Here is a 24,029-nt window from a genome sequence, read left to right on the forward strand (position 1 = left end):
GTGTGAGTGTGTGTCGTGGTGTCGTTCGAAAACGAGCGTTGACGAGGGGTGACGAGGCGCGTTAGGGTCGCTCGCGGCAGACGTCGGTCAGCACGCGCACGGCGCGGTCGAGGTCCGGCAGCGGCAGCCGCTCGTCGGGCGCGTGGTCGAGATCGGAGTTTCCGGGGCCGTAGGTGACCATCGGGCAGTCCCACGCGGCCGCGAAGAGGTTCATGTCGCTCGTGCCGGTCTTCCGGAGCAGGCGCACGTCGCCGCCGGCGGACCGGATCGCGACGCGGAACGCCCGCGCGAGGTCGGTCCGCGGGCTCTCCATCACCGGCGGCATCGGCTCGCCCCACTGGACCGAGCCGGTCGACAGCTCCGCCTCCGCGAGCTCGTGGACCTCGTCGACCGGGCGCGAGGGCGGGATCCGCAGCTGGACGTCCATCGTCGCCTCCACGGCGAGGCCGTCGTCGCTCAGCCCGCCGTCGACCGAGATGGGCTTCGTCGTCACCTGGTCGAAGACGGCGGTCTCCGGGTCCTCCGGCGTGAACGCCGCCTCGACGCCGTGCCACCAGTCGATCGCGTGCTGGATCGCGTTCGGCTCCGGCCGCGAGGAGTGGCCCGACTCGCTGGTGTTGACGTAGGTCCCCTCCAGCAGGCCGCGGTAGCCGAGGGTGATCCCCCGCCAGCCCGACGGCTCGCCGTTGATAACGGCCTCGGGCGCGTCGCGGTCCTCGATGAGGGCGCGCGCGCCGCCGGAGTCGACCTCCTCGCGGACGACGCCGGCGAACGAGACGCCCGTCTTCACCGCCGCGACCGCCATCGCGACCAGCGGGCCCGTCGCGTCGACCGCCCCGCGACCCCACAGCACCGGGTCGCCGGGCTCGCCGACGCGGACGTCCGAGGGATCGGGCAGTTCGCCCTCGGGCGGCGCCGGCCGCACCTCGACGGGGATATCGCCGGGAACGGTGTCGACGTGGGAGGTGAGGAGGACGGCGTCGTCCGCCGGCGCGCGGACGTTCCCGACCGCGTCGATCCACGCCTCGCGGCCGTTGGCCTCGAAGAAGTCGACGAGCCGCTCCGCGGCCCGCTCCTCCTCGCCGGACGGCGAGGGGATCGAGACCATGTCGTACAGCAGCTTCCGGGCCGGCGTGTCGCAGGCCCCGGGGTAGCCGCCGCCGGCGACGACGTCGGTGGCGTCGCCGGACGAGGACCCTTCGTCCCCGGCGAGGTCCCGCTCCTGTCCGGTCGCCATCACCCGATCACCTCCGCGATCGCGTCCACGACGGCGTCGGCGTGCTCCCGCTCGATCGTCAGGGGGGGAAGCAGCCGCAGCACGGTTCGGCCCGCCGGCAGCGCGAGGATCCGGTGATCGATGGCGAGGTCGCGAAGCAGGCGGTTCGACCCGCGGCGCACCTCGACGCCGATCATTAGGCCGTCGCCGCGCACGTCGCGCACGTCGTCGCCGAGGCGGTCGCGGAGTTCGCCGCGGAGGTACTCCCCCATCTCCTCGGCGTGCGCGGGCAGGCCCTCGCGCTCGATCACGTCGAGGGTGGCGCCCGCGGCCGCCGAGACGACCGGCCCGCCGGAGAACGTCGAGCCGTGGTCGCCGGCGTCCGCGGCGATCCAGTCGCGGCACAGCGTCGCGCCGATCGGGAGCCCGCTGCCGAGCCCCTTCGCGGTCGTGAGGACGTCCGGGACCACGTCGTGCTTCTCCGCCGCCCACATCGACCCGGTGCGACCGAGCCCGGTCTGGATCTCGTCGAGGATCATCGCCGCGCCCGACGTGGCGGTCGCGACCCGGACGGCCCGGAGGTACTCGGTCGAGGCGGGGTTGATCCCGCCCTCACCCTGGAGCGGCTCCAGGATGACCGCGGCGGTCTCCTCGTCGACGGCCTCGCGCATCGCCGCCGCGTCGCCGTACTCGACGAACTCGACGCCGCCCGCCAGCGGCCCGAACCCCTCCTTGTACTTCTCCTTCCACGTCGTCGCGAGCGTCCCCATCGTCCGGCCGTGGAACCCCTGCGTGGTCGCGACGATCTTCTCGCGGCCCGTCGCGTGGCGGGCGAACTTCAGCGCGGCCTCGTTCGCCTCGGTGCCGGAGTTACAGAGCCAGACGTTGTCGACGTCGACGGGCGCGACCTCGGCCAGCCGCTCGTACAGCGCCGTCCGCGCCGCGTGCGGGTACGACGCCTGGACGTACACCAGCTCCTCCAGCTGGCTCGTCGCGGCGTCGACGACCTCGGGGTGACAGTGACCGACCGGCGTACAGGCGTAGCTGGCGCCGAAATCGAGGTACTCGGTGCCGTTCGTGTCGGTCACGTGGACCCCGTCGCCCGAGGCGATCTCGATCGGCTTCTCCGAGAAGACGAAGCCGCTCACGCGGTCTCACCTCCGTCGGTCTCGACGGCGTCGCCGTCGTCGGCCTCCTCGGCCTCGCCGCCGTCTGCGCCCTCCCCGAGCGCGGACCGCTCGACCGTCGTCCCCTCGCCGCCGAGCGCGGCGACGACTGGGTCACGGACGTTGGCGTCCGCGATCACGACGCGGCCGGCGCCGCCTTCGAGCGCCTCCTTGGCGGCCATCACCTTCTTGCCCATGAACCCCTCGGCGGCGTCCTCGACGGCCGCCAGCTCGTCGGGCGTCGCGGCCGCGTCGATGCGCGTCTCGGGGTCGTCCGGGTCGGCGTACACGCCCGACACGTCGGTCAGGAGGAGGAGGTCGGCGCCGAGCGCGCCCGCTATCGCGGCCGCGGCGCGGTCGGCGTCCGCGTTGACGGGGGTGACCTCGCCGTCGCCCTCGTCGCCGGCCATCGGCGGCGAGACGACGGGGGTGTAGCCGTCGTCGAGGAGGCCGGTCAGGAGGTCGGCGTTCACCGACTCGATCCTGCCGGAGTGGTCCCCGCGCCGGATCTTCCGCTTCCCGTCCTCGACGACGCGGACCGCCGACTTGCGCGGGCCCGCGAGGAGCCCGCCGTCGACGCCCGAGAGGCCGACCGCGTCGACCCCGGCCGAGCGGAACTCCGCCGTCAGCTCCGTGTTGAGCTTGCCCGCCATCGCCATCGCGAACGCCTCCATCGTCTCCGCGTCGGTGAAGCGGCCGGTGACGCCGGAGGCTGACTCGACGTACTCGGGCTCGATGCCGAGCCGTTCGAGCGTCTCGTCGACGACCGTCGAGCCGCCGTGGACGACGACGACGGAGCGGCCGTTGGCGGCGAGGTGGGCGACGTCGCCGACCGCGCCGGCCGGGTCGACCGCCCTCGCGCCGCCGACCTTGACGACGACGGGCGGCTCGGTCGTCGATTCGGAATCGCTCCCCGTCATGGCGACCCCACCGGGTGGAGCCCGTCGAACTCGAGGCCGGCGGTCTCGGGCAGCCCGAGCGCGACGTTCGCCGCGTGGACCGCCTGCCCGGCGGAGCCTTTGGTCATGTTGTCGATGGCGGAGAACACGACGACCCGGCGGTTGCCGGGGTCGAGCTCGAAGCCGACCTCGCCGTGGTTCGTCCCGGCGACCGACTTCGGCTCGGGGTAGCGGTAGACGCCGCCCCCGCCCGAGACGATCCGCACGAACGGCTCGTCGGCGTAGGCGTCGCGGTACGCGCCCCACAGCTCCCCCTTCGAGACCGGCTCGTCGGGGAAGACGTGGCAGGTCGCGCTCGCGCCGCGGACCATGTCGACCGCGTGGACCGTGAAGGAGACGGAGAGGCCGAGGTACGCCTCGATCTCCGCCTCGTGGCGGTGGCCGGTGGGCGCGTACGGGCGCACGACGCCCGAGCGCTCCGGGTGCGAGGAGGCCGCGCCGCCGCCGGCGCCGCCCTCCGAGGAGCCGACCTTCACGTCGACGACGACCTCGCCCGCGTCCGGGCCGAGCGCGCCCGCGTCCACGAGCGGCTTGAGGCCGAGGATCGTCGCGGTCGCGTTGCAGCCGCCGCCGGCGATCAGGTCGGCGCCGGGGAGGTTCTCGCGGTTCAGCTCCGGGAGCGCGTACTCGGCGCGTTCGAGGTACTCCGGCGACTCGTGGCCGTCGTACCACTCGTCGTAGGCGTCGGCCTCGGGGAGCCGGAAGTCCGCCGAGAGGTCGACGACGGTGTCCGCGGCCTCGAAGAACTCGTCGATCCGCCCCATCGAGACGCCGTGCGGCGTCGCCGCGAAGAGGACGTCGACCGAATCGAGGTCGTCGGGGTCCGAGAAGCGCAGGTCGAGCCCGCGCAGGTTCGGGTGCGAGCGCCCGACGGTCATGTTGTCGGCCGACCGCGAGGTGGCCTGAACGACCTCGAAGCTCGGGTGGCCGGCGAGGATCCGCAGCAGTTCGCCGCCGGTGAAGCCGGTGCCGCCGACGACGCTCGCGGTGTAGGTGTCGGCGGTCGCGTCGCTCGACTCGGCGTCGGCGGTCACGCGTCCACCCCCGCGACCGCGCCGTCGGCCAGCTCGGCCGCCTTCGCCTCCAGCCAGTCGACGACCCGCGCGGGGACGTCGACGTCGGTGGCCGAATCGAGCGCCTTGAACTCGACGGTGTGGTTCACCTCGTGGACGGTGTAGTCGTCCGCGGTGCCCTCGGCGGGGTCGTCGTCCGCCTCGACTCCCACCTCCATCAGGTCGACGCCGAGCATGCCGCCGCCGACCGCGTCGGAGGCGCGCTCGACCAGCTCGGTCGCGCGCTCGTCGAGGTCGAACGACTTCGTCTCGCCGCCCTTCGCGGCGTTCGTGAGCCAGTGGTCCGACGAGCGCGTCATCGCCGCGACGGGCTCGCCGTCGACCGCCAGGACGCGGACGTCGCGGCCGGGCTTGTCGACGAACTCCTGGACGTAGAACACCTTGTGTTCGTAGTGGCCGAGCGTCTCCTTGTGCTCTACAATCGCCTCGGCGGCGTTGCGCGAGTCGATCTTCGCCATCAGCCGCCCCCACGAGCCGGTGACCGGCTTGAGGACGCACGGGTAGCCGAACGACTCGATCGCCTCCAGGGCGGCCTCCTTCGTGAACGCGACCTCCGTCGCCGGCGTCGGCACGTCGGCCTCCGCGAGCGCGAGCGAGTTCTTCGCCTTGTCGGCGCAGATGTCGCCCGTCTCGGGTGAGTTCACCACGGGAACGCCGTAGCTGTCGAGGAACCGGGTCGCGTACAGCGACCGGCTCGTCGACAGGCAGCGGTCGACGACCAGATCGAGGTCGTCGACGGCGGCGGTCGTCGACTCCAGTCCGAACCGCTCCTTCCGGACGTCGATCTTCTCGATCTCGTGGCCGCGGTCGCGGAGCTCGTTGAGCAGGAGCTTCTCGTCCTTCCGGATCCGGGAGTAGAGGATCCCTACGCGCACGTCGACTCCCCTCCGTTCGCGTCGGCGCTCACGCGCATGTCGACCACTCGCGTGTCGCGGCCGTGGCGGTCGTCGCCATTACTCGCCCCAGTCCTCCTCGAGCTCGGGCGCCTCCTCTAAGACGACCGGGTCGAGCGAGATGACCTCCAGCTCGGTCCCGGTGACCGGACTGTCGATGATCTCGCCGACCTCGACGTCGGCCGGGATCTCGATCTCCTCGCCCGCGATCGGGTCCTCCGCGGTCAGCGTGTCGGTGTCGCTCGTCATCGTGCCAGCAACTCGACCGTGAACGAGCATAAAGGCTTCGAACTTATTGGAAATTTTACATAAAGCGGATCGGCCGCTAACGGAAGAGAATAGGCAAAATCGAGCCGTTTCGAGATCGGATATCAGATCCCGGTAATAATTGTGTCCCCCTTACGGGGACGGTCGTCGGCGTCGATCGGGGCAACGCCGATCGGGCCGGAGTCGGTCCGCCCGGCGTCGACCGAGCGGACGACCGCCGCGCGGTCGCGGCTCAGACATAGCGATCGACCTCCGCCTCCAGCGTCTCGCTCGCGGCGGCGAGCGCGTCGCGCTCGGCCGCCAGCGCGTCCTCGTCCGTCTCGATCCCGGCCTCGGCGGCGGCGAGCGCGTCGGCGACCGCCTCGGGAGCCGGTCCCCCGGCGGAGTCGCGGCTCGCGACGCTGGCTGCCGGGTCGAGCGCCGACTCCACGTCCTCGCGGCTCACGTACGCGGAGAGGGGCTCACCCGTGACCTTTCGAGCGGCCTCGTCAACTTTTGCGGCCGCCGCGTCCGGTGAATCGCCGTCCTCGACCGCCTCCGCGGCCGCCGCGACGATCTCGTGGGCCGTCCGGAACGGCAATCCGCCCATCGCGAGCAGGTCCGCGACGCCCGTGGCCGTGGAGAACCCCTCGCCCGCGGCGGCCGTGAGCGCGGCCTCGTCCCAGTCGGCGGTCGCGACCGCGCCCGCGGCGACCTCGGTCGCCTCGCGTACGTCGCCGGCGACCTCGAAGACGCTCGCGTGAGCGCGCTGGAGGTCGCGGTTGTAGGCGCGCGGGAGCCCCTTCAGCAGGCTCAGCGTGCCGGTCGCCTCGCCGATCGCGTCGCCCGCGACGCCGCGAGTCAGCTCCAGCGTGTCGGGGTTCTTCTTCTGGGGCATGATCGAGGAGGTCGACGAGTACGCGTCGGAGAGCTCGACGAGCCCCTCCTTCGAGAATATGATCAGGTCCTCCGCGAGCCCCGACAGCGTCGTCGCGAGCGTCGCGAGCGCGCCCGCCGACTCCGCGAGGAAGTCGCGCGCGGCGGCGGCGTCCATCGAGTTGCGGACCGTCCCGTCGAACCCGAGCAGCTCGGCGGTGCGGTCGCGGTCGACGTCGAACGGCGTCCCCGCGAACGCGGCCGCGCCGAGCGGCGACCGGTTCACCCGGTCGTACGCGTCGAGCAGGCGCTCCGCGTCGCGCGCGAGCCCGCCCTCGTACGACAGCAGGTAGTGCGCGACCGTCGTCGGCTGGGCCGGCTGGAGGTGGGTGTACCCCGGCATCACCGTCTCCGCGTGCTCGCCCGCGACGTCGACGAGCGCCTCGCGGGCGGTGAGGGTCGCCTCGACCGCCGCCAGCAGGTCCTCGCGCAGGCGGTAGCGGATACACGTCGCCACCTCGTCGTTGCGCGAGCGGGCGGTGTGCATCCGGCCGCCGTCGGGGCCGACCCGGTCGATGACGGCGGTCTCGATCGCCTCGTGGATGTCCTCGCCGTCCGGAAGCGCCCCGTGGCCGGCGGCCTCGACGTCATCGAGCGCGCCGAGGATCTCGCCAGCGACCGCGCCGTCGACGATCCCCTGCTCCGCGAGCATCACGACGTGTGCGCGGTCGACCGCGAGGTCGGCCTCGAAGATGGCCTCGTCGGCCGCGAGGCTCGACAGGAACTCGCGGGCGGGGCCGCCGCTGAAGCGGTCGCGGCGGACGGCGGTGTCGCCTCCCGCGGCTCCGCCGATTCCGTCGCTAGCCTCGTCGGCGTCGTCCGCCGCCGCGTCGGGGTCGTCGTCCGTCATCTATTCGCTCTTATCGTCGACTCCGCTTCCATCCGTCGCGAGTTCCGGCTTCGAGACGCTCGCCTTCACGTCGTTGGCGAGGCGCTCCTGGAGCCCGTGGTACTTCGCGACCCCCGTCGCGTCGGACTGGGCGATGCCCGCGACGTCCTCGGTGTTGAACGAGGCCATCTCCTCGGAGTAGACGGCGTACTCGGAGTCGCGCGCGACGACGCGGCAGTCGCCGCCAGACACCTTCACCGTCGCCGTGCCGGTCACCACGTCCTGCGTCTCGTCGACGAAGGCGTTCAGGGCGTCGACGACGGGCGCGAACACGAGCCCCTGATACGCCTTCTCGGACCACTCCTGCTCGATCCCCTGCTTGAACGAGCGCTCGTTCTTCGTGAGGACGAGGTCTTCGAGCGCCCGGTGGGCCGTGAGTAGTACCGTGGCGGCCGGATGTTCGTAGTTCTCGCGCACCTTCAGCCCGAGCATGCGGTCCTCCATCACGTCGGTGCGGCCGACGCCGTAGCCGCCGGCGTACTCGTTGAGGTGCTGGATGAGGGGGACCGGATCCATCGCCTCGCCGTCGACGGCGACCGGGACGCCCGCCTCGAACGCCACCTCGATGGTGGTCTCGCCCTCGGGCTCGGCGGTCCACTCGTAGATGTCCGCCGGCGGCTCGTAGTCGGGATCCTCCAGCTTTCCGCCCTCGACCGCGCGCGACCAGATGTTCTCGTCGATGGACCAGACGCCGCCGTCGCCGGCCTCGACGGGCAGGTCCTTCTCGGCGGCGTAGTCGATCTCCCACTCGCGGGTGAGGCCGAGCTCGCGCACGGGGGCGATCACTTCGAGGTCGGAGCCGCGCCAGACGGCCTCGAACCGGAGCTGGTCGTTCCCCTTGCCCGTACAGCCGTGCGCGATGGCGTCGCAGCCCTGCTCCTCGGCGACGCCCAGAATGGCCTCGGCGATGACCGGGCGCGCGAGGGCGGTGCCGAGCGGGTAGCCCTGATAGCTGGCGTTGGCCTTCACGGCGTCGAAACAGAGGTCAGCGAACTCCGCCTTCGCGTCGACGACGTGGATGTCGAGCCCCAGCGCCTCCGCGGTCTCTTCCGCCTCGTCGAACTCCTCCGTGGGCTGGCCGACGTCGACGTTGACGCCGATGACCTCGTCGTAGCCGTACTCCTCTTTCAGCAGCGGTACGCAGACCGTGGTGTCGAGTCCCCCGCTGAACGCGAGTGCAACGCTCGTCATTACCAGAGTACACCCGGTCTACACTCTTAAATTCAGCGGTTTAAATTTTGTAAGAAAGTAGCAGGGCGGTCGCTCGCGGAACGCGGAGTCGAGACTCTTCGGAACGGAACGGCGCGAACGCGACGAGAGGTGAAAGTTATCGGCCCGAGGGGCCTCGTCGTCGCGCCGCGCCGGAAGCCGGTCGCGGCGGTCGGACGTCTCGTCGCGGTCGCAGGGCTCGTCGACCTCGGAAGAGGGCGGCGTCGAGACGAGCCGCTGCGGTCATCGCGTGTACGTACCGATCTCCGATATAAAACTGTTCCGCTATACGTGGTCGATAACGGATCGACGGCGAACTCCTCCAAAGCCCCAGCCGCTTGCTTATAAATGGCTCATGGCGGATCGATGGAGAACGCCACCAAAGCCCCAGCTGCGAGGCCGGCGCACACTCGCTGCGCTCCTCACTCGTTCGCTCCGCTCACTCGTTCCGGTGCTTACGTCGTCTGCGCCGGCCTCGCGGCTGCCCCTTTGAGTCCCACCCCGCACAGCACCGCACGGCCTCACACCTCCCCAGCCTCGCGGTTCGCGCTCTTCGAGCGCTCACCGCGTCCCTCGCGCGGTGCTCCTCGCGGCCGCCGAGGGCGGCCGCTCGCAGGCACGCGCCACCGCACCGCTTTTATGAGTAATCGTCGCTACGACTTCATTTATTCAAAGACCGCCGCGACGACAGCAGCCTCAAATAACGGCTCTCGCCGACTTCAGATCGCTTCCCGGTACGCCTCTAAGGTCCGCTCGACGTCCGCCTCCGTATGCGCGTAGGAGGTGAACTGGCACTCGAACTGGTTCGCGGTGAGGAACACGCCGCGGTCTTTCATCTCCTGCCAGAACACGCGCTCCCAGCGGTCGGTCGCGGCCGCGGCGACGTCGGCGCCCGTCTTCGGACACGCGTCGTACCGGGCGCAGTCGGGGTCCTGCCGACAGCCGCCCGGACAGCAGGCGTCGACGTCGTCGGGCGCCTCGCGGGTGAATATCGTCTTGAACATCGAGTCGGTGCCGACGACGGTGTACTCCGGCGCGCGCTCGGCGCAGATCTCGGCGATCCCCTCGCGGAGCTGCCGCCCGAGGCGGTTGACGTGCTCGTACACGTCGTTCTCCGCGGCGTACTCCAGGGTCGCCTTTCCCGCGGCCATCGTCACCGGGTGGCCCGAGAAGGTGCCGGACTGGAACACCTCGCCCGCGGGGGTGAACCCCTCGATTATCTCGGCTTTCCCGCCGATCGCGCCGACCGGGAACCCGCCGCCGATGATCTTCCCGAACGTCGTCACGTCGGGGGTGACGCCGAACTTCGACTGCGCGCAGCCGAGGCCGCCCACCCGGAACCCGGTGATCACCTCGTCGAAGATCAGGAGCGAGCCGTGGTCGTCACAGAGGTCCCGCAGCGTCTCGTGGTACCCCTCTATCGGCATGACGATCCCCTTGTTGGCGAGGATCGGCTCGACGAGGACGGCTGCGATCTCGTCGCCGTGTTCCGCGAACACCTCCTTCGCGGCCGCCTCGTCGTTGAACGGGATCGGGAGGGTGTGCTGGGCGAACGCCTCCGGGATCCCCTTCGTCGAGGGGTGCGCGTCCCCGGGCGACCCCTCGACGAGCGTCGACTCCTGCGCGCCGTGGTAGCCGCCCTGCATCACGACGATCTTGTCGCGGTCGGTGTGGCCGCGCGCCAGTCGGACCGCCGAGACGGTCGCCTCCGTGCCGGAGTTGACGAAGCGGATCGACTCCACGCTCGGGACGTGCCGGGCGACGAACTCCGCGTGCTCGACCTCCACCTCCGTGGGCGCGCCGTACATCGGCCCCGCCGCGACGTGCGACTGAACCGCGGCCTCCACCGGGTCCGGGAGGTCGTGGCCGTACAGGAGGGGCCCGTACCCCATCACCCAGTCGACGTACCGGTTCCCGTCGGCGTCGATCACGTGGCCGCCGTCGCCGCGCTCGACGAAGAACGGGTGCGGCATCGTCGCCCGGACGGATGAGTTGACGCCGCCGGGCATCACCGACAGCGCGCGGTCGTACAGCCCGCGCGAGCGCTCGTGGTTCATACCGATCGGTTGGAGCGTCGGGCTGAAAGTAGTTGCCGAACCGGGCGAACCGGTTCGGACGCTGAAAAGGGACCGCGTCGGTTCGCGCGCTACGCGCCTCCACCGTCTCCGGTCCGGCCGCTACACCGCCTCCGGCCCGGTCGCGCCCGTGCGGACCTGGAGCGCGTCCTCGACCGGCATGATGAACACCTTGCCGTCGCCGGGCTCTCCCGTCTCGGCGGCGTCGGCGATCGCCTCCGCGACCTCGTCGGCCGGGATGTCGGCGACGACGACCTCGACTTTCACCTTCTGGTGGAGGTCGACGGTGAACTCCTCGCCGCGCCACTGCCCCTTCTTTGCGGGCTGGCTGCCGCGGCCGGAGACGTTCGTCACGGTGAGCGAGGGCGCCTTGACCTCGGCGAGCGCCTGCTTGATCGCCCCGAGCTTGTCGGGGCGGACGACCGCGGTGACCATCTTGATCTCCGCGCCCGCCTCCTCGCCGCCGTCGGCGCGCGGGGACTCACTGTCGGAGTCGGTCGCGTCGACCACGGACGGACCGCCGTCGGTCGCGACGCGGTCGCCGCCGAACTCGGGGTAGGTCTCGACGCCGTGCTCGGAGATGTCGAGCCCCTCCTGTTCGTGTTCCGCGGTGACGCGCGCCTCGCCGCTCACCTTGAGGACGTACCAGACGGCGGCGGTCGCGGTGAGCGTCCACCCGCCGATGATGACGACGCCGGTCAGCTGGGCGACGAAGTGGGCACCGATGCCCGCGCTGAGCTCGCCCGGCGCGGCGACGAACGGGAAGAGCAGCGTGCCGAGCACGCCGGCGCTACCGTGGACCGGGAACACCGCACAGACGTCGTCGATCTTCAGCGTGTCCGAGACGAACTCGAAGACGAGGGGGAGCTGTCCGCCGGCGAGGAGACCGACGACCAGCGCGCCCCACCACGCCGTGGTGTCCGGGATCGCGGTGATGCCGACGAGCCCCGCGAGCAGCCCGTTTGCGACGTACAGCGTGTCGACCTTCCCGGTGCGGAGCCACACGACGGTCGCGGCGCCGATCCCGCCGGCCGCCATCGCGATCGTGGTCCCCATCGCGACGAGGTTGAGCGTCAGCGTGTTGAACACGCCGCCGCTGACCACGGACGCCGTGCCGACATTAAACCCGTACCAGCCGAACGCGAGGACGAGCGTCCCGAGGACGGCGAACGTCAGCGAGTGGCCGGGGATGACGTTCGTCGACCCGTCGTCCGCGTAGCGGTCCATCCGCGGGCCGAGGACGGCCGCGGCGGTGAGGCCCGCGATACCGCCCATGCCGTGGACGATCATGCCGCCGGCGAAGTCGTGGAACGCGGTCCCGGTCAGCTGGGCGACGAGCCCGTCACCGGAGGCCGACCACGTGAACGCGATGACCATCGGGTAGATGACCGCGGCGAGCAGGAACGTGTAGGTGACGTACGCGCGGAGCTTCGCGCGACCGGCGACCGCCCCGGAGACGATCGTCGCGGCGGTCATCGCGAACACCGCGCCGTAGAGCCAGTTGACGTACGGACCGATGACCCCCTCCTCGACGGCGAGTTCGCCGCCGGAGAACAACGAGCCCGCCGCGGAGGCGATCCCGGGCGACCCGTTCACGAGGCTCGTGAACGCCGTGCCGATCAGGAAGAACACCGTCACGCCGATACTCCACGTGAGGAGGTTCTTCGTCAGCTGGTTGGCGACGTTCTTCGAGCGAACCTGCCCGGCTTCAAGCATCGCGAAGCCGGCGTGCATGAAGAAGATGAGGAACGTCACGACCAGGATCCACGTCCCGTTCATCGCGGACGTGAACGTGCTCGGGTCGATCGTGGCGAGTACGCCGCCCGTCACGCTTCGACCACCCCTACTGAACGCTCGTCTAATTTAAACTGCGCTTCTCTCGTGTTCATGTGCTGAATCACGTTTCCACTCGGGGGAACGGCTATACATAAACGTTAGAGTTGAGTTTCACAAGAAAACAGCTTGATAATACGGTGAGCGTTCGATATAATGACGTGACCATGGTGTATAAGGACGTTTCCTCGGAGATTTCGCGGCAATTGCTGCGCTCGAAACCAACGAATGTTGTGTATGATTTCTGTCTATTTCGGCGTGATCCGCGGTCAAAACCCTTCTCACGACCGTGCGCGGCGGCTTTTGGCGAGTATTGCCAGCCTCCCGTCTCGCGATACGACTCTATACGGCCCGACGCCCGTGATTTCGGGAGTTTCTGGCCGTCTCGGTAGAAATTGACGTTCGTCAACCAGTTTCGCGATCAGCTGTTCGTCTCGGTTAGTCGCCGGCAGCGCCGCGCCGCCAATGTCGACTGAAACCGCCGAAAAACCACTTACTCCGGCTTCAGCCCCTCGTTCTGGACGCGCATCACGGCCTCGCCGTCGGCGAGGTTCGGCGCGTCGACGAGCCGGACGATCCGCTTGTCGCCCTTCGACTTCCGGAGGTAGATCCGGAACGTGGAGGCGTGCCCGAGGATGTTGCCGCCGATCGCCTGTGTCGGGTCGCCGAAGTAGGAGTCCGGGTTCGACGCCACCTGGTTGGTGACGAGGATGGCGGTGTTGTACAGGTCGCCGAGCCGCATCAGGTCGTGGAGGTGTTTGTTGAGCTTCTGCTGTCGCTCGGCGAGCTCGCCGCGGCCCACGTACTCCGCGCGGAAGTGCGCGGTGAGCGAGTCGACGCAGACGATCCGGATCGGCCACTCCGTCTCCTCGTGTTCGCCGGCCAGCTCCTTCGCCTTCTCGGCGAGGAGGATCTGGTGGTTGGAGTTGAACGCCTTCGCGACGTGGATCTGGTCCAAGAACGCGTCGACCAGGTCTTCTAAGGCCGCCTCGTCGTTCGGGGTGCCCTCGATCTCGCGGCGCTCCATCTCGTCGGCGAGGATCTCGTCGTCGAGCCCGCGGACCATGTCGTCGATCCGCTCCGGGCGGAACGTGTCCTCGGAGTCGACGAAGATGCAGCCGCCCTCCAGCCCGCCGTTCTCCTTCGAGAGCTGGACGTTGACGGCCATCTGGTGGGTGACCTGCGACTTGCCGGAGCCGAACTCGCCGTACACCTCGGTGATCGACTGGGTCTCGATGCCGCCGCCGAGCAGGTCGTCGACCTCGTCGATCTGCCAGGAGAGCTTGCCGATCTCCTGGCGGCGTTCGAGGACGGTCGCGCCCGTCTCGAAGCCGCCGACGTCGGCGGCCTCGCGGGCGGCGTTGATGATGTCGCTGGCGGACGACTCGCCGATGTCGGCGGTGTTGGACATCTCGCCGGGGCTCGCGACGGCGATCGACTGGTAGCTCTCGAATCCGTTGTCAACGAGCTTGTCCGCGGTCGCCGGGCCGACGCCGGGGAGGTCCTCGAGTTCGTCTTCAGGCATGTACACGACCCTTGTTCGCCATCGGGTATAAAGGCTGGTTTACACCCTAGTGAAAGTGAAACGCACGCGGCGCCGGCGCTCGGTCGCGGCTCGCTATCCCTCGAACGGGCTCGCCGGAACGGGCGCTCGGACCGACCGGTGAAACTGGTCGGCGAGCGGTCGCGGCGGCGGCCGACGGAGCCTCAGAAGCCGACGCGGCGGACGTACTCCAAGTCGCGGATCTCCACGAGCAGGTCGCCGGACAGGTCGGCGTCGGTGATCACGTACAGCTTCGGGTCGTCGGTGAACTCGGGGTCCTCGCTCAACACCTGCCGGATCGAGACGCCGCGGTCGGCCAGGATTCCGGTCACCTCGGCGACGATCCCGGCCTCGTCGGCGGCCGCGACCTCGATGGTGAGGACCGTGAGGTCCAACACCGGGGCCAGATCCATCAGGCTCGGGATCGACGAGATGTTGGTGAAGATGCGCTTCAGCTCGGGATCGGCCAGGATGGCGTCCGTCGTCGAGTCCACGACACGCCGGTCGACGTCGAGCTCGCGCGCGATGCCGGTGTACGGGATCTCGATCCCGCCCGAGACGACCCGCCCCTCCTCGTTGACGGAGAAGCCGCGCTCCAAGAACAGTCGGATCACGGCCTGCTGGCTGGGTGATCCCTCGAACTTCTCGAGGATCTCGTCGAACATTCGTTACTAAGAGCGGTGTCGGCGCGGCGTGATAAATCAGGGTGCGTCGCGGCCGCCGAAACGCGGACGACTCGGTCCCGCGGTCAGTTCGCGAGGGCCGCGTACGCCCCGCCGAGCACGACCCCGTACGCGAGGTGCCCGACCGCGCTCATGGCGCTGACGTTGGGTAGCGGCGGGTTCGCCGGCGAGCCGACCGCGGAGAGCCAGATCGGCATCACGATCACCGCGAGCGCGACCCAGACCGCGATCCCGTAGGCCGCGCCGGCGCCGAGCGACTTCGACACGTCCCCGCCGACCGAAGGCCGCAGCCCGACGAGCGCGGCGAACCCGACGCCGAGGACCGCGCCGTGCGCCATGTGGATCACCCAGCCGACGAACGGGGCCGCCGGCGGCGCGAGGCCGTACATCGACGGGATCACGACTTCCAAGAGCGGAGCGGCGATCGCGTACGTCATCACGAGTCCGAAGACGGCGCTCCCGGCGAGCCCGCCGGCCACGCCCGCCTTCCAGTCTCCGGTCTCGGTCGATACCTCGCTCGTCGCGGTAGCCGTCTCGGTCGCCATGTCGTTCGGTCGACGGCGCCAGAAGCGGTAAAATACGCCGGAATTGTGCGGTCGGGACGCACTCTCCCGGCAGTTATATTTGATTCCTGAAACGATATCGAGGATTACGGAAAATTCGAGGCGAAAGCCTCGCGCTTTAGCGCGGGGAGGATGTCAAGACCGGAGAGATCCCCGCGGCGCCGGACCACTTCCGCCCCGCCACCCGACTCCTTTTGACCGGTGGCGCCGAACCCCATCCCGTGCCAGAGTCGCCGCACCTGCGGTTCTTCCCGTACGAGGAACCCTACCCGAACCAGCGCGAGGCGATGGACAGGGTCGCCAACGCGTTAGACCGGGGGCAGGATGTGCTGTTCGAGGGCGCGCCCGGGACGGGGAAGACCCTCTCCGCGCTCGTGCCCGCGCTCGAACACGCCCGCGAGCACGACCGCACGGTCGTCATCACGACCAACGTCCACCAGCAGATGCGGCAGTTCGTCGAGGACGCGCGCGCGATAACTCGCGAGGAGCCCATCCGCGCCGTCGTGTTCAAGGGGAAGTCGTCGATGTGTCACATCGACGTCGACTACCAGGAGTGTCAGACCCTCCGGGACACCACCCGCGAGATGGTGGAGACGGAGACCGAGGTCCGCGAACTGGAGTCGCGCCAGCGCGAACTGCTGGCCGAGAGCCGCGAGGGCGACGCGAGCGCCGCGGAGGCCCGCGAGGCGATCATGGAGGAGCTCGACGAGTTGGAGGGCGAGATCGACGAGTACGAGGCCGCCAACGTCTGCGAGCACTACCGTAACAACCTCACCCGCGACACGGACGACTTCTTCGCCTGGCTCTTCGACGACGTTCGGACTCCCGACGACGTGTACGAGTACGCCGAGGAGCGCGAGCTGTGCGGCTACGAGCTGCTGAAGGAGGGGATGGAGGGCGTCGACTTGGTCGTCTGTAACTACCACCACCTGCTCGACCCCAACATCCGCGAGCAGTTCTTCCGGTGGATCGACCGCGACCCGAGCGAGATAATCACTGTGTTCGACGAGGCGCACAACATCGAGGACGCCGCCCGCGACCACGCCACTCGGACGCTGACCGAGAACACTCTCGATGCCGCGCTCGACGAGCTCGCCGACAGCGACGACTCCCGGGCGGAACCCGCCGAGAACGTCCTCCGGGCCTTCCGCGACGCGCTCGTCGAGACGTACGAGGGCGCGGTCGGCTTCGGCGGCTCCGGCTCCGTGACGGAGAACTGGGAGGACGTTTCGATCGCCAACGACGACCGCCGAGACGACCTCACGCTGGCGTTCCTCCGAAACTACGAGGGGAACGGGATCGACGCCGAGACCGAGCTCGCGGTTCAGCTCGGACAGGCGATAGACGAGGAGTACGAGCGCCGCTACCGCGACGGGGAGGCGACGACCCGCTCGGAGTCGCAGACGCTCGCGGCCGCCCGGTTCGTCGCCACGTGGATGGACGAGGGGACGGAGTTCGGCCAGTACCCGGTGGTCTCCGTCCGGCGCGACGCGGGCACCGACGAGGTGTACGGGCGGGCGGAGCTGTACACCTGCATCCCGCGGAACGTCACCGCCGAGCTGTTCGACGAGGTGGCCGCCTCCGTCCTGATGAGCGCGACGCTGCGCCCGTTCGACGTGACCGAGGACGTGCTGGGGCTGGAGGACGCCGCCTCGATGGCCTACGAGATGGGATACCCCGAGGCGAACCGCCGGACGTTCGCGGCCGACGTGCCCCCGCTCTTCGCCTCCGAGCGCAGCGACCCGGAGACGCAGGCGGCGGTGTCGTCGCTGCTCCGGGACGCGATCCGGTTCACGCCCGGCAACACGCTGGCCTTCTTCCCGTCGTACGCCGAGGCCGAGCGCTACCACGAGCGGCTCACGGGCGGCGGGAGCGCCGCGGGCGGCGACGACCCCGACATCGGCCCGATCCACCTCGACGGTCCCGGCGAGGACGAGGAGCGACTCCGCAGCGAGTTCGTCGCGGACGACGGCGCCGCGCTGTTCACGTCGCTGTGGGGGACGCTCGGCGAGGGGGTGAGCTTCGACGGCGACGACGCCCGGACGGTCGTCGTGGTCGGCGTCCCGTACCCGCACCTCTCCGATCGGACCGAGGCTGTTCAGGACGCCTACGACCGGGCGTTCGCGGACCGCGACCGCGCCCGCGATCCGGGTTGGACCTACGCGGTCGAGATCCCGACGATCCGCAAGACCCGGCAGGCGATCGGTCGGGTGATCCGCGGCCCGGAGGACTTCGGCGTCCGGATCCTGGCCGACCGCCGCTACACGACCGCCGACATGGGGAAGTACTCGGTCCGATCCGCGTTCCCCCCGGAGGAACGCGAGGAACTGCTCGACGTCGACCCCGAGAAGCTGAAGTTCGCGATGCTGAACTTCTATCGGGACCACGACGCCTACGACGGCCCGCCGCCGTCGCCGTGAGGCGGTCGCGTGGGGTCGCCGTCTCGCGTGGGGTCGCCGTCGGCCTACCCCGGCATCGACGCGAGCAGGATCGAGACGAAGAACAGAACCATGCCGAGCAGCGTCGTGACCACCGCGTGGATCAGCGTCATCGCGGCCACGGCCCGCCGCGGCTGCCCGTAGCTCCACCAGAACATCGTTCCGTCGACGAGGAGCGCGGCGAGGACGATGAGCCCGCCGGGAGCGTCGAGCGCGTTGCCGGCAACGCTGATCACCGCCGGGAGCGGGCCGATGTAGAGGGCGCGCCGCGGGTCGACCGTGCCGAGGACGTTCCGGGCCGCGACGTGTGCGGTCACGGAGAGGAACAGCGCCAACAGGACGGTCGTCCCGAGCACGGAGACCGGCGTCACCGTCTGTAAGAGCATGGTCGACCTACGGGGCGGGGGGTAAAAGTGGTCGCGGAACGGGCTCGCGGTGCCGCCGCGCCGAATCCGCGTCGTCGTTTCGGGTCGAATCCGCGTCGTCGTTTCGGGTCCGGTGTGTCAGTCCAACAGCCCGAGTCCGTTCAGCTCCTCGACGATCACGTCGACGGCGGCCGCCGCGTCGTCGGGGCTCGTCCCGCCGGTGACGACCACCTTCCCGCTGCCGAACAGCAGCGCGACGACCTCCGGCTCGTCGAGCCGATAGACGAGCCCCGGGAACTGCTCCGGCTCGTACTCGATGTGTTCCAAGCCGAGGCCGATCGCGATCGCGTTCAGGTTCAGGCTCTCGCCCAGGTCGGCCGACGTGACGATGTTCTGGACCGTTATCTCCGGGTCCTCGATCGGAATCTGGAGCGCGCGGAGCTCCCCGAACACGATGTCGAGGCTCTCGTGGACCGCCTCGGTCGAGTTCGCGCCGGTACAGACGATCTTCCCCGACCGGAAGATCAGGGCGGCCGACTTCGGGTCCGTGGTGCGGTAGACGAGGCCGGGGAACTGCTCTGGGTCGTAGTCGGCGCCCTCGAGGTCCATCGCGACGCTCTGGAGATCGAGCTCCTGTCCGATCCCCGTGGAGGCGACGACGTTCTCTACGGTGATCGTCTCCTTCGGGTCGGCCGTCATCACCTCGATTCTCGCCCGAACGCACTTAAATGGTGGCTGGTCGGAACCGCCACGCTATTCCCGTCGCCGCGCCGAGCCGTCCGCGTGTACTGGCTCGAACTCGCCGGCGAGACCGACGCCTTCGCCGCCCGCGAGGCCGCGATCGCCGCGACCGGCGTCGACCTCCTCGCGCCGGGGGTCGCGCGCACCGGCGGGATCGACCCCGCCCGCGTCCGCCGGCTCGCGTACACCCGCGCCGCGCACGAGGCGGTCGTCCGGACCGACGCCGATGTCGACGCCGCGGTCGTCGCCCTCCGAGCGTCGTCGCTCGATCGGTCCGGGAGCGTCGCGGTCCGCGCCCGGAACGTCCGGGGGACGGCCGATGTCTCGACCGAGGCGGCCGAGCGCGAACTCGGCGGCGTCCTCGTCGACCGCGGGTTCGACGTCGACCTCGACGACCCCGACCACGTCCTCCGCGCGCTGTTCGCGGCCGGCCCGCGCGCCGAGCACGACGCGGTCGCCGGCGCGGACGGCGGCGACGCGGACCTGTGCGCGCTCGGCTGGGTCGCGGTCGAGGCCGCCCGCGACTTCGCGCCGAACCCCACCGACCGCCCCTTCTTCCAGCCGGGGAGCATGGCGCCGGCCGACGCCCGCGCCTACGCCAACCTCGCGGGCGCGGCCCCGGGACGGACCCTGCTCGACCCGATGTGCGGTACCGGCGGCCTCCCGCTGGAGGCCGGCCTCGTCGGCGGCGACGCCGTCGCCTGCGACGCGCAGCCGAAGATGGTTCGCGGCGCCCGGGAGAACTTCCGCGAGTACCTCGGAGCTCCCGGCACCGACGGCTCGTCCGACTGGCACGTCGCGCGCGGCGACGCGACCGCGCTCCCCCTCCCGGACGACGCCGTCGACGGGGTCGCGTTCGACGCCCCGTACGGCCGGCAGTCGAAGGTCGCGCGCCACGAGCTCGCGGACCTCGTCGCGGGCGCGCTCGCCGAGGCCGCCCGGGTCGCGCCGCGCGCGGTGCTGGTCGCGGACCGCGACTGGCGCGGCCCCGCCCGCGACGCCGGCTGGACGGTCGACGCCGCGTTCGAGCGCCGGGTCCACCGGTCGCTGACGCGCCACGTGCTGGTGTTGCGCCGCGAGGAGGCGGCGGGTCGGACGGGCGACCCCTCCGTCCCAGCGGACCGAGAGTGAACGACCGATCGGCGGAATCGCTCCGATCGGGCGCTCGCGCGACAAGTTTCAGTTTCGCCCCGCCGCCGGGCAACGGTTAAGTGCGCGGCCTCTCGTGGTACTCGCATGACCGGGGACGCCGGCGATATGCTCTCGTGGGACGAGTCGGTGTTCCGCGACGAGTCGGTGTTCGAGATCGACCACGTCCCCGAGACGTTCCGCCACCGCGAGAGCCAGTTGGAGAACCTCAAGTACGCGCTCCGTCCCGCGGTCCGCGGCTCCCGCCCCCTCAACACGATGGTCCGCGGCCCGCCCGGGACCGGGAAGACCACCGCGGTCCAGAAGCTGTTCGGCGAGCTCGGCGCTCGGACGGAGGTGCGGACGGTACGCGTCAACTGCCAGGTCGACTCGACGCGCTACGCGGTGTTCTCCCGGCTGTTCGAGGGGATATTCGAGTACGAACCGCCCTCCTCGGGCATCTCCTTCAAGAAGCTGTTCGGCCAGATCACCGACCGGCTCGTGGAGGAGGACGAGGTGCTGGTCGTCGCCTTAGACGACGTCAACTACCTCTTCTACGAGAACGAGGCGTCCGACACGCTGTACTCGCTGCTCCGCGCCCACGAGGCGCACTCCGGCGCGAAGATCGGCGTCATCGTCGTCTCCTCCGACCTCGGCCTCGACGTGATCGACGACCTCGACACCCGGGTTCAGTCCGTCTTCCGTCCCGAGGAGGTGTACTTCCCCGTCTACGACGCCACCGAGATCTACGACATCCTCGCGGAGCGCGCCAAGCGCGGCTTCCACGAGGGGGTCATCGGCGACGCCGAGCTGGAGCGCGTCGCCGACCTCACCGCCGAGAGCGGGGACCTCCGGGTCGGGATCGACCTCCTGCGCCGGGCCGGGCTCAACGCCGAGATGCGCGCCTCGAAGACGATCTCCGAGGCGGACGTCGAGGAGGCGTACGACAAGTCGAAGCACGTCCACCTCTCGCGGTCGCTCCGCGGGCTCTCGGAGTCCGAGCGCGACCTCGTCCGCGTCCTCGCCGAACACGACGGCGAGCGCGCCGGCGCGGTGTACGACGCGTTCAACGACGAGACCGACCTCGGCTACACCCGCTACTCCGAGATCATCAACAAGCTCGACCAGCTCGGCGTGATCGACGCGGAGTACGCCGACGTCGACGGCCGCGGCCGCTCGCGGGAGCTGTCTCTGGCGTACGACGCGGAGGCGGTGTTGGACCGGCTGGAGTGACGGCGACGCCGGCCGCACCCGCACCGGCGTCGGTTCCCGCCCGACGCCTTTTCAACGCCGCCGCACGCAGTCGCTCTCATGAAGACGAGCGGCGGGAGCGACGCGGCGAAGCGACGCGCTGGCGAGTCGGCGGCCGAGGCGGCGACCGACGGCGACGTGGTCGGGCTGGGGACCGGCTCGACGGCGGCGCACGCGATCCGGCGGCTCGGCGACCGGGTCGACGCCGGCCTCGACGTCCGCGGCGTCCCGACCTCCTTCGCGAGCCGCGAACTCGCGGCCGAGGAGGGGATCCCCCGCCTCGACCTCTCCGAGGCGGTCGGTCCCGACGGGCCGGGGATCGACATCGCGATCGACGGCGCCGACCAGGTGGCGACCGGCGGCGAGGCGGGCGACGCCCCCGTCTCCGGCGGGGTACTGATAAAGGGCGGCGGCGCGGCTCACGCCCGCGAGAAGCTCGTCGACGCCGCGGCCGACCGCTTCCTCGTGGTCGTCGACCCCTCGAAGGAGTCGCCGCGGCTGGACCGATCGCTTCCGATCGAGGTGCTCCCCGCGGGACGGACCGCGGTCGCCGTGGCGGTCCGGGAGGCCGGCGGCGAGCCGACGCTGCGACGCGCGGACCGGAAGGACGGGCCCGTGGTGACCGACAACGGGAACCTCGTCCTCGACTGCGCGTTCGGTGAGATCACCGACCCCGCCGCCCTGTCGACGACGCTGTCCGCGACTCCGGGCGTCGTCGAACACGGACTCTTCGTCGGGCTCGCGGACGAGGTCCACGTCGGGACGGCGTCGGGCGTCCGCGTCGACGAGGTCTGACCGAGCCGTCGCGGCGAACCGGTCGACGTCGCGGCCGCTCGGCGGTCGGCGTCCGAATAAAAGCGGTACGGAAACGAGTTCCGTCTTAGAGGTCGCGCGGCTGGACCGTCTTCCGGTCGTTGGCCTCGGCGCGGCGCGCGGCGTCTTCGAGCAGCTCGTCCACTTCGTCGTCCAGCGCGTCGTAGAAGTCCGAAGCGACGTTCTTGTCGTCCAGGGCTTCCTTGACGGCCGCTTTGACAATAAGGTCTGCCATGCGCTCGACGATATCCGTCGACAGTTAATAAGAGTTCCTGAATTCGACCGCGAGGGGCGCCGTGACGCCGGTTCGCGGAGGGCCGCGAACACAACCACTTATATATCTTGTGAGATTCCCGTCTCGGCGTCGACTCGAACTCGGTCCGGGGCCGCCTCGCAGCCCACTCGTTCGGGTCGCGTGGCGCTCGGTGCGCGTACAGGCCCCGTCGCTCGGTTTCGCGCGCGGCGCGTCCCCGGGCGCCGAACCGACAGGTTCGACCGGCTCCCCGGTCGACGGTCGTCCATGCGAGAGACGTTGGCGGCGCTCGAGGCGGGCGATATCGGGATCGAGGAGGCGGAGTCGCGGCTGGCGGGCTACGCGACCACGGACGCGGGGCGGTTCGACGCCGCCCGCGAGCGCCGCCGCGGGATCCCCGAGGCGATCCTCGCGGAGGGAAAGACGCCCGCCGAGGTCGCCGCGCTGGCCGCGACGGCGCTCGACACCACGGGCCGAGCGCTGGTGACGCGCGCGGACGAGTCCACGGCGGAGGCGGTCGCGTCGGCGGTCGACGTGGACGCGACGGTCGACCGCGACGACCGGGTCGGGACCGTCGTCGCGCACGCCGCCGGGTTCGAACCGCCGTCGCTCGACGCCGCGGTCGCGGTCGTGGCCGCCGGCACCGCGGACGCGCCGGTCGCCGGTGAGGCGGCGGTCGTCGCCCGCGAGGTCGGGGCGACGGTCGACCGGGTCGACGACGTCGGCGTCGCCAACCTCGACCGGATCCTCGATCAGGTCGACCGGATCCGCGAGGCCGACGCCGTCGTCGTGGCGGCGGGCCGCGAGGGCGCCCTCCCCACCGTCGTCGCCGGCCTCGTCGGCGCCCCTGTGATCGCCCTCCCGGTCTCGACCGGCTACGGCGTCGGCGGCGAGGGGGTCGCGGCGCTGGCGGGCGCGCTCCAGTCGTGTTCCGTGCTCACGACCGTCAACGTCGACGCCGGCTTCGTCGCCGGCGCGCAGGCCGGCCTGATCGCCCGCGCGGTCGACGCGGCGCGGGCCGAGTGAGCGCCCTCGTCCGCCGCGGTCGGGGGTCGCTCGGGACCCCGGTCGACGGCCCCGATCGGTCCCCGTCGGACCCGTCGATCGCCGGGGACCTCGGCTCGCATTAAACGCGCGAATACCGGAAGTCGACGGGCCCGAGAAAGGGTATTTGTTCGTCCAGTCCCTACCGATTTTGCCGACGCACGTCGGCACCACATGCCACGCTGTGACCACTGCGGGTCGCACGTCTCGGACCGCTTCGCGCGCGTTTTCGCGGACGAGCGCGGCGACCTGAACGCGTGCCCGAAATGCTCCGCGAACGCGGGCATCGCCGAGGTGTCTCGCGAGCGGACTCGAACCGGGGACTGACCGGCCGAACGCCGATCGAAGACCGAGCGCACCGAGAGCGGCGGCGCCGTCTTCCGGCTTCGGGCGCATCCCCACGCATTTTGCGCTCGCGCTCGCACGGTCGCCCGTGGCCGACCACCACGTGTACGTGATCGAGTGCGCCGACGGCACCCTCTACACCGGGTACACGACCGACGTGGAGCGCCGCGTCGCCGAACACGACGCCGGCGAGGGCGCGAAGTACACCCGCGGTCGGACCCCCGTCACCCTGCGCCACGTCGAGTCGTTCGCCTCGCAGTCGGCGGCGATGTCGAGGGAGCACGCGATCAAGTCGCTGTCGCGCGCGGAGAAGGAGCGGCTGATCGGCGGGGACGGTGAGGGCGACGGCGAAAGCTGAGGGTTCCGA

General features: G+C 70.5%; 23 protein-coding genes. 7 read left to right on the forward strand and 16 right to left on the reverse strand.

The annotated features are described in order from the left end of the window. Positions 1-61: 61 nt before the first annotated feature. The 13 genes from EXE42_RS12825 to EXE42_RS12885 form a co-directional block, all read right to left on the reverse strand. Positions 62-1,237, reverse strand: a complete 1,176-nt coding sequence (locus tag EXE42_RS12825; protein ID WP_137706663.1) for a [LysW]-lysine hydrolase — start codon at positions 1,235-1,237, stop codon at positions 62-64. Then, complete coding sequence (locus EXE42_RS12830; RefSeq protein WP_137706664.1) at positions 1,237-2,364, reverse strand: aspartate aminotransferase family protein; 1,128 nt, start codon at positions 2,362-2,364, stop codon at positions 1,237-1,239. Before EXE42_RS12830 ends, EXE42_RS12825 begins: the two co-directional genes overlap by 1 nt. Further along, on the reverse strand, positions 2,361-3,302 hold the full coding sequence (locus tag EXE42_RS12835; protein WP_137706665.1) for an acetylglutamate/acetylaminoadipate kinase: 942 nt from the start codon (positions 3,300-3,302) through the stop codon (positions 2,361-2,363). Before EXE42_RS12835 ends, EXE42_RS12830 begins: the two co-directional genes overlap by 4 nt. After that, positions 3,299-4,375 (reverse strand): N-acetyl-gamma-glutamyl-phosphate reductase, encoded by a 1,077-nt coding sequence (gene argC, locus EXE42_RS12840; RefSeq protein ID WP_137706666.1) that lies wholly within the window; start codon positions 4,373-4,375, stop codon positions 3,299-3,301. The genes EXE42_RS12835 and argC overlap by 4 nt, the downstream gene beginning before the upstream one ends. Continuing rightward, the gene (gene lysX, locus EXE42_RS12845) at positions 4,372-5,289 is read right to left on the reverse strand and encodes a lysine biosynthesis protein LysX (RefSeq protein ID WP_137706667.1); all 918 of its coding nucleotides are present in this window, start codon (positions 5,287-5,289) and stop codon (positions 4,372-4,374) included. Before lysX ends, argC begins: the two co-directional genes overlap by 4 nt. Before the next feature lie 78 nt (positions 5,290-5,367). Continuing rightward, positions 5,368-5,556, reverse strand: a complete 189-nt coding sequence (gene lysW / locus EXE42_RS12850) for a lysine biosynthesis protein LysW (protein ID WP_049932116.1) — start codon at positions 5,554-5,556, stop codon at positions 5,368-5,370. A 250-nt stretch (positions 5,557-5,806) separates the two neighbouring features. Next, the gene (gene argH, locus EXE42_RS12855; protein ID WP_137706668.1) at positions 5,807-7,339 is read right to left on the reverse strand and encodes an argininosuccinate lyase; all 1,533 of its coding nucleotides are present in this window, start codon (positions 7,337-7,339) and stop codon (positions 5,807-5,809) included. Next, complete coding sequence (locus tag EXE42_RS12860; protein ID WP_137706669.1) at positions 7,340-8,569, reverse strand: argininosuccinate synthase; 1,230 nt, start codon at positions 8,567-8,569, stop codon at positions 7,340-7,342. It abuts the gene before it with no gap. 737 nt (positions 8,570-9,306) lie between these two features. After that, entirely contained in the window at positions 9,307-10,644 is a 1,338-nt protein-coding gene (locus EXE42_RS12865; RefSeq protein WP_137706670.1) for a glutamate-1-semialdehyde 2,1-aminomutase, read from the reverse strand. 120 nt (positions 10,645-10,764) lie between these two features. Continuing rightward, positions 10,765-12,441 (reverse strand): ammonium transporter, encoded by a 1,677-nt coding sequence (locus EXE42_RS12870; RefSeq protein WP_092920466.1) that lies wholly within the window; start codon positions 12,439-12,441, stop codon positions 10,765-10,767. Positions 12,442-12,988: 547 nt separating this feature from the next. Further along, positions 12,989-14,020 (reverse strand): DNA repair and recombination protein RadA, encoded by a 1,032-nt coding sequence (gene radA / locus EXE42_RS12875; protein WP_017343617.1) that lies wholly within the window; start codon positions 14,018-14,020, stop codon positions 12,989-12,991. A gap of 182 nt (positions 14,021-14,202) precedes the next feature. Then, complete coding sequence (locus EXE42_RS12880; protein WP_092919469.1) at positions 14,203-14,703, reverse strand: ACT domain-containing protein; 501 nt, start codon at positions 14,701-14,703, stop codon at positions 14,203-14,205. An 83-nt stretch (positions 14,704-14,786) separates the two neighbouring features. Then, positions 14,787-15,266, reverse strand: a complete 480-nt coding sequence (locus tag EXE42_RS12885) for a DUF6789 family protein (RefSeq protein WP_092919471.1) — start codon at positions 15,264-15,266, stop codon at positions 14,787-14,789. Positions 15,267-15,505: 239 nt separating this feature from the next. On the opposite strand from EXE42_RS12885, the gene EXE42_RS12890 reads away from it, so the two are divergent. Then, positions 15,506-17,704: an ATP-dependent DNA helicase gene (locus tag EXE42_RS12890; RefSeq protein ID WP_092919473.1), complete on the forward strand. Its 2,199-nt coding sequence runs from the start codon at positions 15,506-15,508 to the stop codon at positions 17,702-17,704. A 44-nt stretch (positions 17,705-17,748) separates the two neighbouring features. Here the strand turns inward: EXE42_RS12890 and EXE42_RS12895 are convergent, their stop codons facing one another. Beyond that, positions 17,749-18,108, reverse strand: coding sequence for a hypothetical protein (locus tag EXE42_RS12895; protein ID WP_092919475.1), 360 nt, complete (start codon positions 18,106-18,108; stop codon positions 17,749-17,751). Between the two features lie 117 nt (positions 18,109-18,225). Next, the gene (locus EXE42_RS12900) at positions 18,226-18,786 is read right to left on the reverse strand and encodes a TATA-box-binding protein (RefSeq protein WP_092919477.1); all 561 of its coding nucleotides are present in this window, start codon (positions 18,784-18,786) and stop codon (positions 18,226-18,228) included. Between the two features lie 84 nt (positions 18,787-18,870). Here EXE42_RS12900 and EXE42_RS12905 point away from each other — a divergent pair, with 84 nt between their 5' ends. The 3 genes from EXE42_RS12905 (at position 18,871) to rpiA (ending at position 22,002) form a co-directional block, all read left to right on the forward strand. Further along, a complete protein-coding gene (locus EXE42_RS12905) occupies positions 18,871-19,959 on the forward strand; it encodes a methyltransferase domain-containing protein (protein ID WP_137706671.1) in 1,089 nt (362 codons plus the stop codon). Positions 19,960-20,064: 105 nt separating this feature from the next. Then, on the forward strand, positions 20,065-21,189 hold the full coding sequence (locus EXE42_RS12910) for an ORC1-type DNA replication protein (RefSeq protein ID WP_137706672.1): 1,125 nt from the start codon (positions 20,065-20,067) through the stop codon (positions 21,187-21,189). 78 nt (positions 21,190-21,267) lie between these two features. Beyond that, positions 21,268-22,002: a ribose-5-phosphate isomerase RpiA gene (gene rpiA / locus EXE42_RS12915; protein ID WP_137706673.1), complete on the forward strand. Its 735-nt coding sequence runs from the start codon at positions 21,268-21,270 to the stop codon at positions 22,000-22,002. An 85-nt stretch (positions 22,003-22,087) separates the two neighbouring features. Here the strand turns inward: rpiA and EXE42_RS12920 are convergent, their stop codons facing one another. Further along, on the reverse strand, positions 22,088-22,255 hold the full coding sequence (locus EXE42_RS12920; RefSeq protein WP_004047560.1) for a DUF1931 family protein: 168 nt from the start codon (positions 22,253-22,255) through the stop codon (positions 22,088-22,090). Positions 22,256-22,540: 285 nt separating this feature from the next. On the opposite strand from EXE42_RS12920, the gene larB reads away from it, so the two are divergent. The 3 genes from larB to EXE42_RS12930 all read left to right on the forward strand — a co-directional run bounded on the left by larB (position 22,541) and on the right by EXE42_RS12930 (position 24,020). After that, a complete protein-coding gene (gene larB / locus EXE42_RS12925) occupies positions 22,541-23,299 on the forward strand; it encodes a nickel pincer cofactor biosynthesis protein LarB (protein ID WP_092919485.1) in 759 nt (252 codons plus the stop codon). Positions 23,300-23,491: 192 nt separating this feature from the next. Further along, positions 23,492-23,644 carry a hypothetical protein gene (locus EXE42_RS19385; protein WP_008440770.1) on the forward strand — a complete coding sequence of 51 codons (153 nt, stop codon included), beginning with the start codon at positions 23,492-23,494 and terminating at the stop codon, positions 23,642-23,644. Positions 23,645-23,750: 106 nt separating this feature from the next. Then, positions 23,751-24,020 (forward strand): GIY-YIG nuclease family protein, encoded by a 270-nt coding sequence (locus EXE42_RS12930; RefSeq protein ID WP_092919488.1) that lies wholly within the window; start codon positions 23,751-23,753, stop codon positions 24,018-24,020. The last annotated feature ends 9 nt before the right edge of the window (positions 24,021-24,029 follow it).

Origin of the sequence: Halorubrum sp. SP3 (assembly GCF_005435195.1) — an archaeon.
GTDB lineage: Archaea > Halobacteriota > Halobacteria > Halobacteriales > Haloferacaceae > Halorubrum > Halorubrum sodomense.

What these genes read in the sequence shown, in the direction of transcription:
- EXE42_RS12825 (WP_137706663.1), bottom strand. Translation starts at nt 1,237, where the DNA reads ATGGCGACCGGACAGGAGCGGGACCTCGCCGGGGACGAAGGGTCCTCG.
- EXE42_RS12835 (WP_137706665.1), bottom strand. Translation starts at nt 3,302, where the DNA reads ATGACGGGGAGCGATTCCGAATCGACGACCGAGCCGCCCGTCGTCGTC.
- lysW (WP_049932116.1), bottom strand. Translation starts at nt 5,556, where the DNA reads ATGACGAGCGACACCGACACGCTGACCGCGGAGGACCCGATCGCGGGC.
- argH (WP_137706668.1), bottom strand. Translation starts at nt 7,339, where the DNA reads ATGACGGACGACGACCCCGACGCGGCGGCGGACGACGCCGACGAGGCT.
- EXE42_RS12860 (WP_137706669.1), bottom strand. Translation starts at nt 8,569, where the DNA reads ATGACGAGCGTTGCACTCGCGTTCAGCGGGGGACTCGACACCACGGTC.
- EXE42_RS12865 (WP_137706670.1), bottom strand. Translation starts at nt 10,644, where the DNA reads ATGAACCACGAGCGCTCGCGCGGGCTGTACGACCGCGCGCTGTCGGTG.
- EXE42_RS12870 (WP_092920466.1), bottom strand. Translation starts at nt 12,441, where the DNA reads ATGAACGGGACGTGGATCCTGGTCGTGACGTTCCTCATCTTCTTCATG.
- radA (WP_017343617.1), bottom strand. Translation starts at nt 14,020, where the DNA reads ATGCCTGAAGACGAACTCGAGGACCTCCCCGGCGTCGGCCCGGCGACC.
- EXE42_RS12880 (WP_092919469.1), bottom strand. Translation starts at nt 14,703, where the DNA reads ATGTTCGACGAGATCCTCGAGAAGTTCGAGGGATCACCCAGCCAGCAG.
- EXE42_RS12885 (WP_092919471.1), bottom strand. Translation starts at nt 15,266, where the DNA reads ATGGCGACCGAGACGGCTACCGCGACGAGCGAGGTATCGACCGAGACC.
- EXE42_RS12895 (WP_092919475.1), bottom strand. Translation starts at nt 18,108, where the DNA reads ATGCTCTTACAGACGGTGACGCCGGTCTCCGTGCTCGGGACGACCGTC.
- EXE42_RS12900 (WP_092919477.1), bottom strand. Translation starts at nt 18,786, where the DNA reads ATGACGGCCGACCCGAAGGAGACGATCACCGTAGAGAACGTCGTCGCC.
- EXE42_RS12910 (WP_137706672.1), top strand. Translation starts at nt 20,065, where the DNA reads ATGACCGGGGACGCCGGCGATATGCTCTCGTGGGACGAGTCGGTGTTC.
- rpiA (WP_137706673.1), top strand. Translation starts at nt 21,268, where the DNA reads ATGAAGACGAGCGGCGGGAGCGACGCGGCGAAGCGACGCGCTGGCGAG.
- EXE42_RS12920 (WP_004047560.1), bottom strand. Translation starts at nt 22,255, where the DNA reads ATGGCAGACCTTATTGTCAAAGCGGCCGTCAAGGAAGCCCTGGACGAC.
- larB (WP_092919485.1), top strand. Translation starts at nt 22,541, where the DNA reads ATGCGAGAGACGTTGGCGGCGCTCGAGGCGGGCGATATCGGGATCGAG.
- EXE42_RS19385 (WP_008440770.1), top strand. Translation starts at nt 23,492, where the DNA reads ATGCCACGCTGTGACCACTGCGGGTCGCACGTCTCGGACCGCTTCGCG.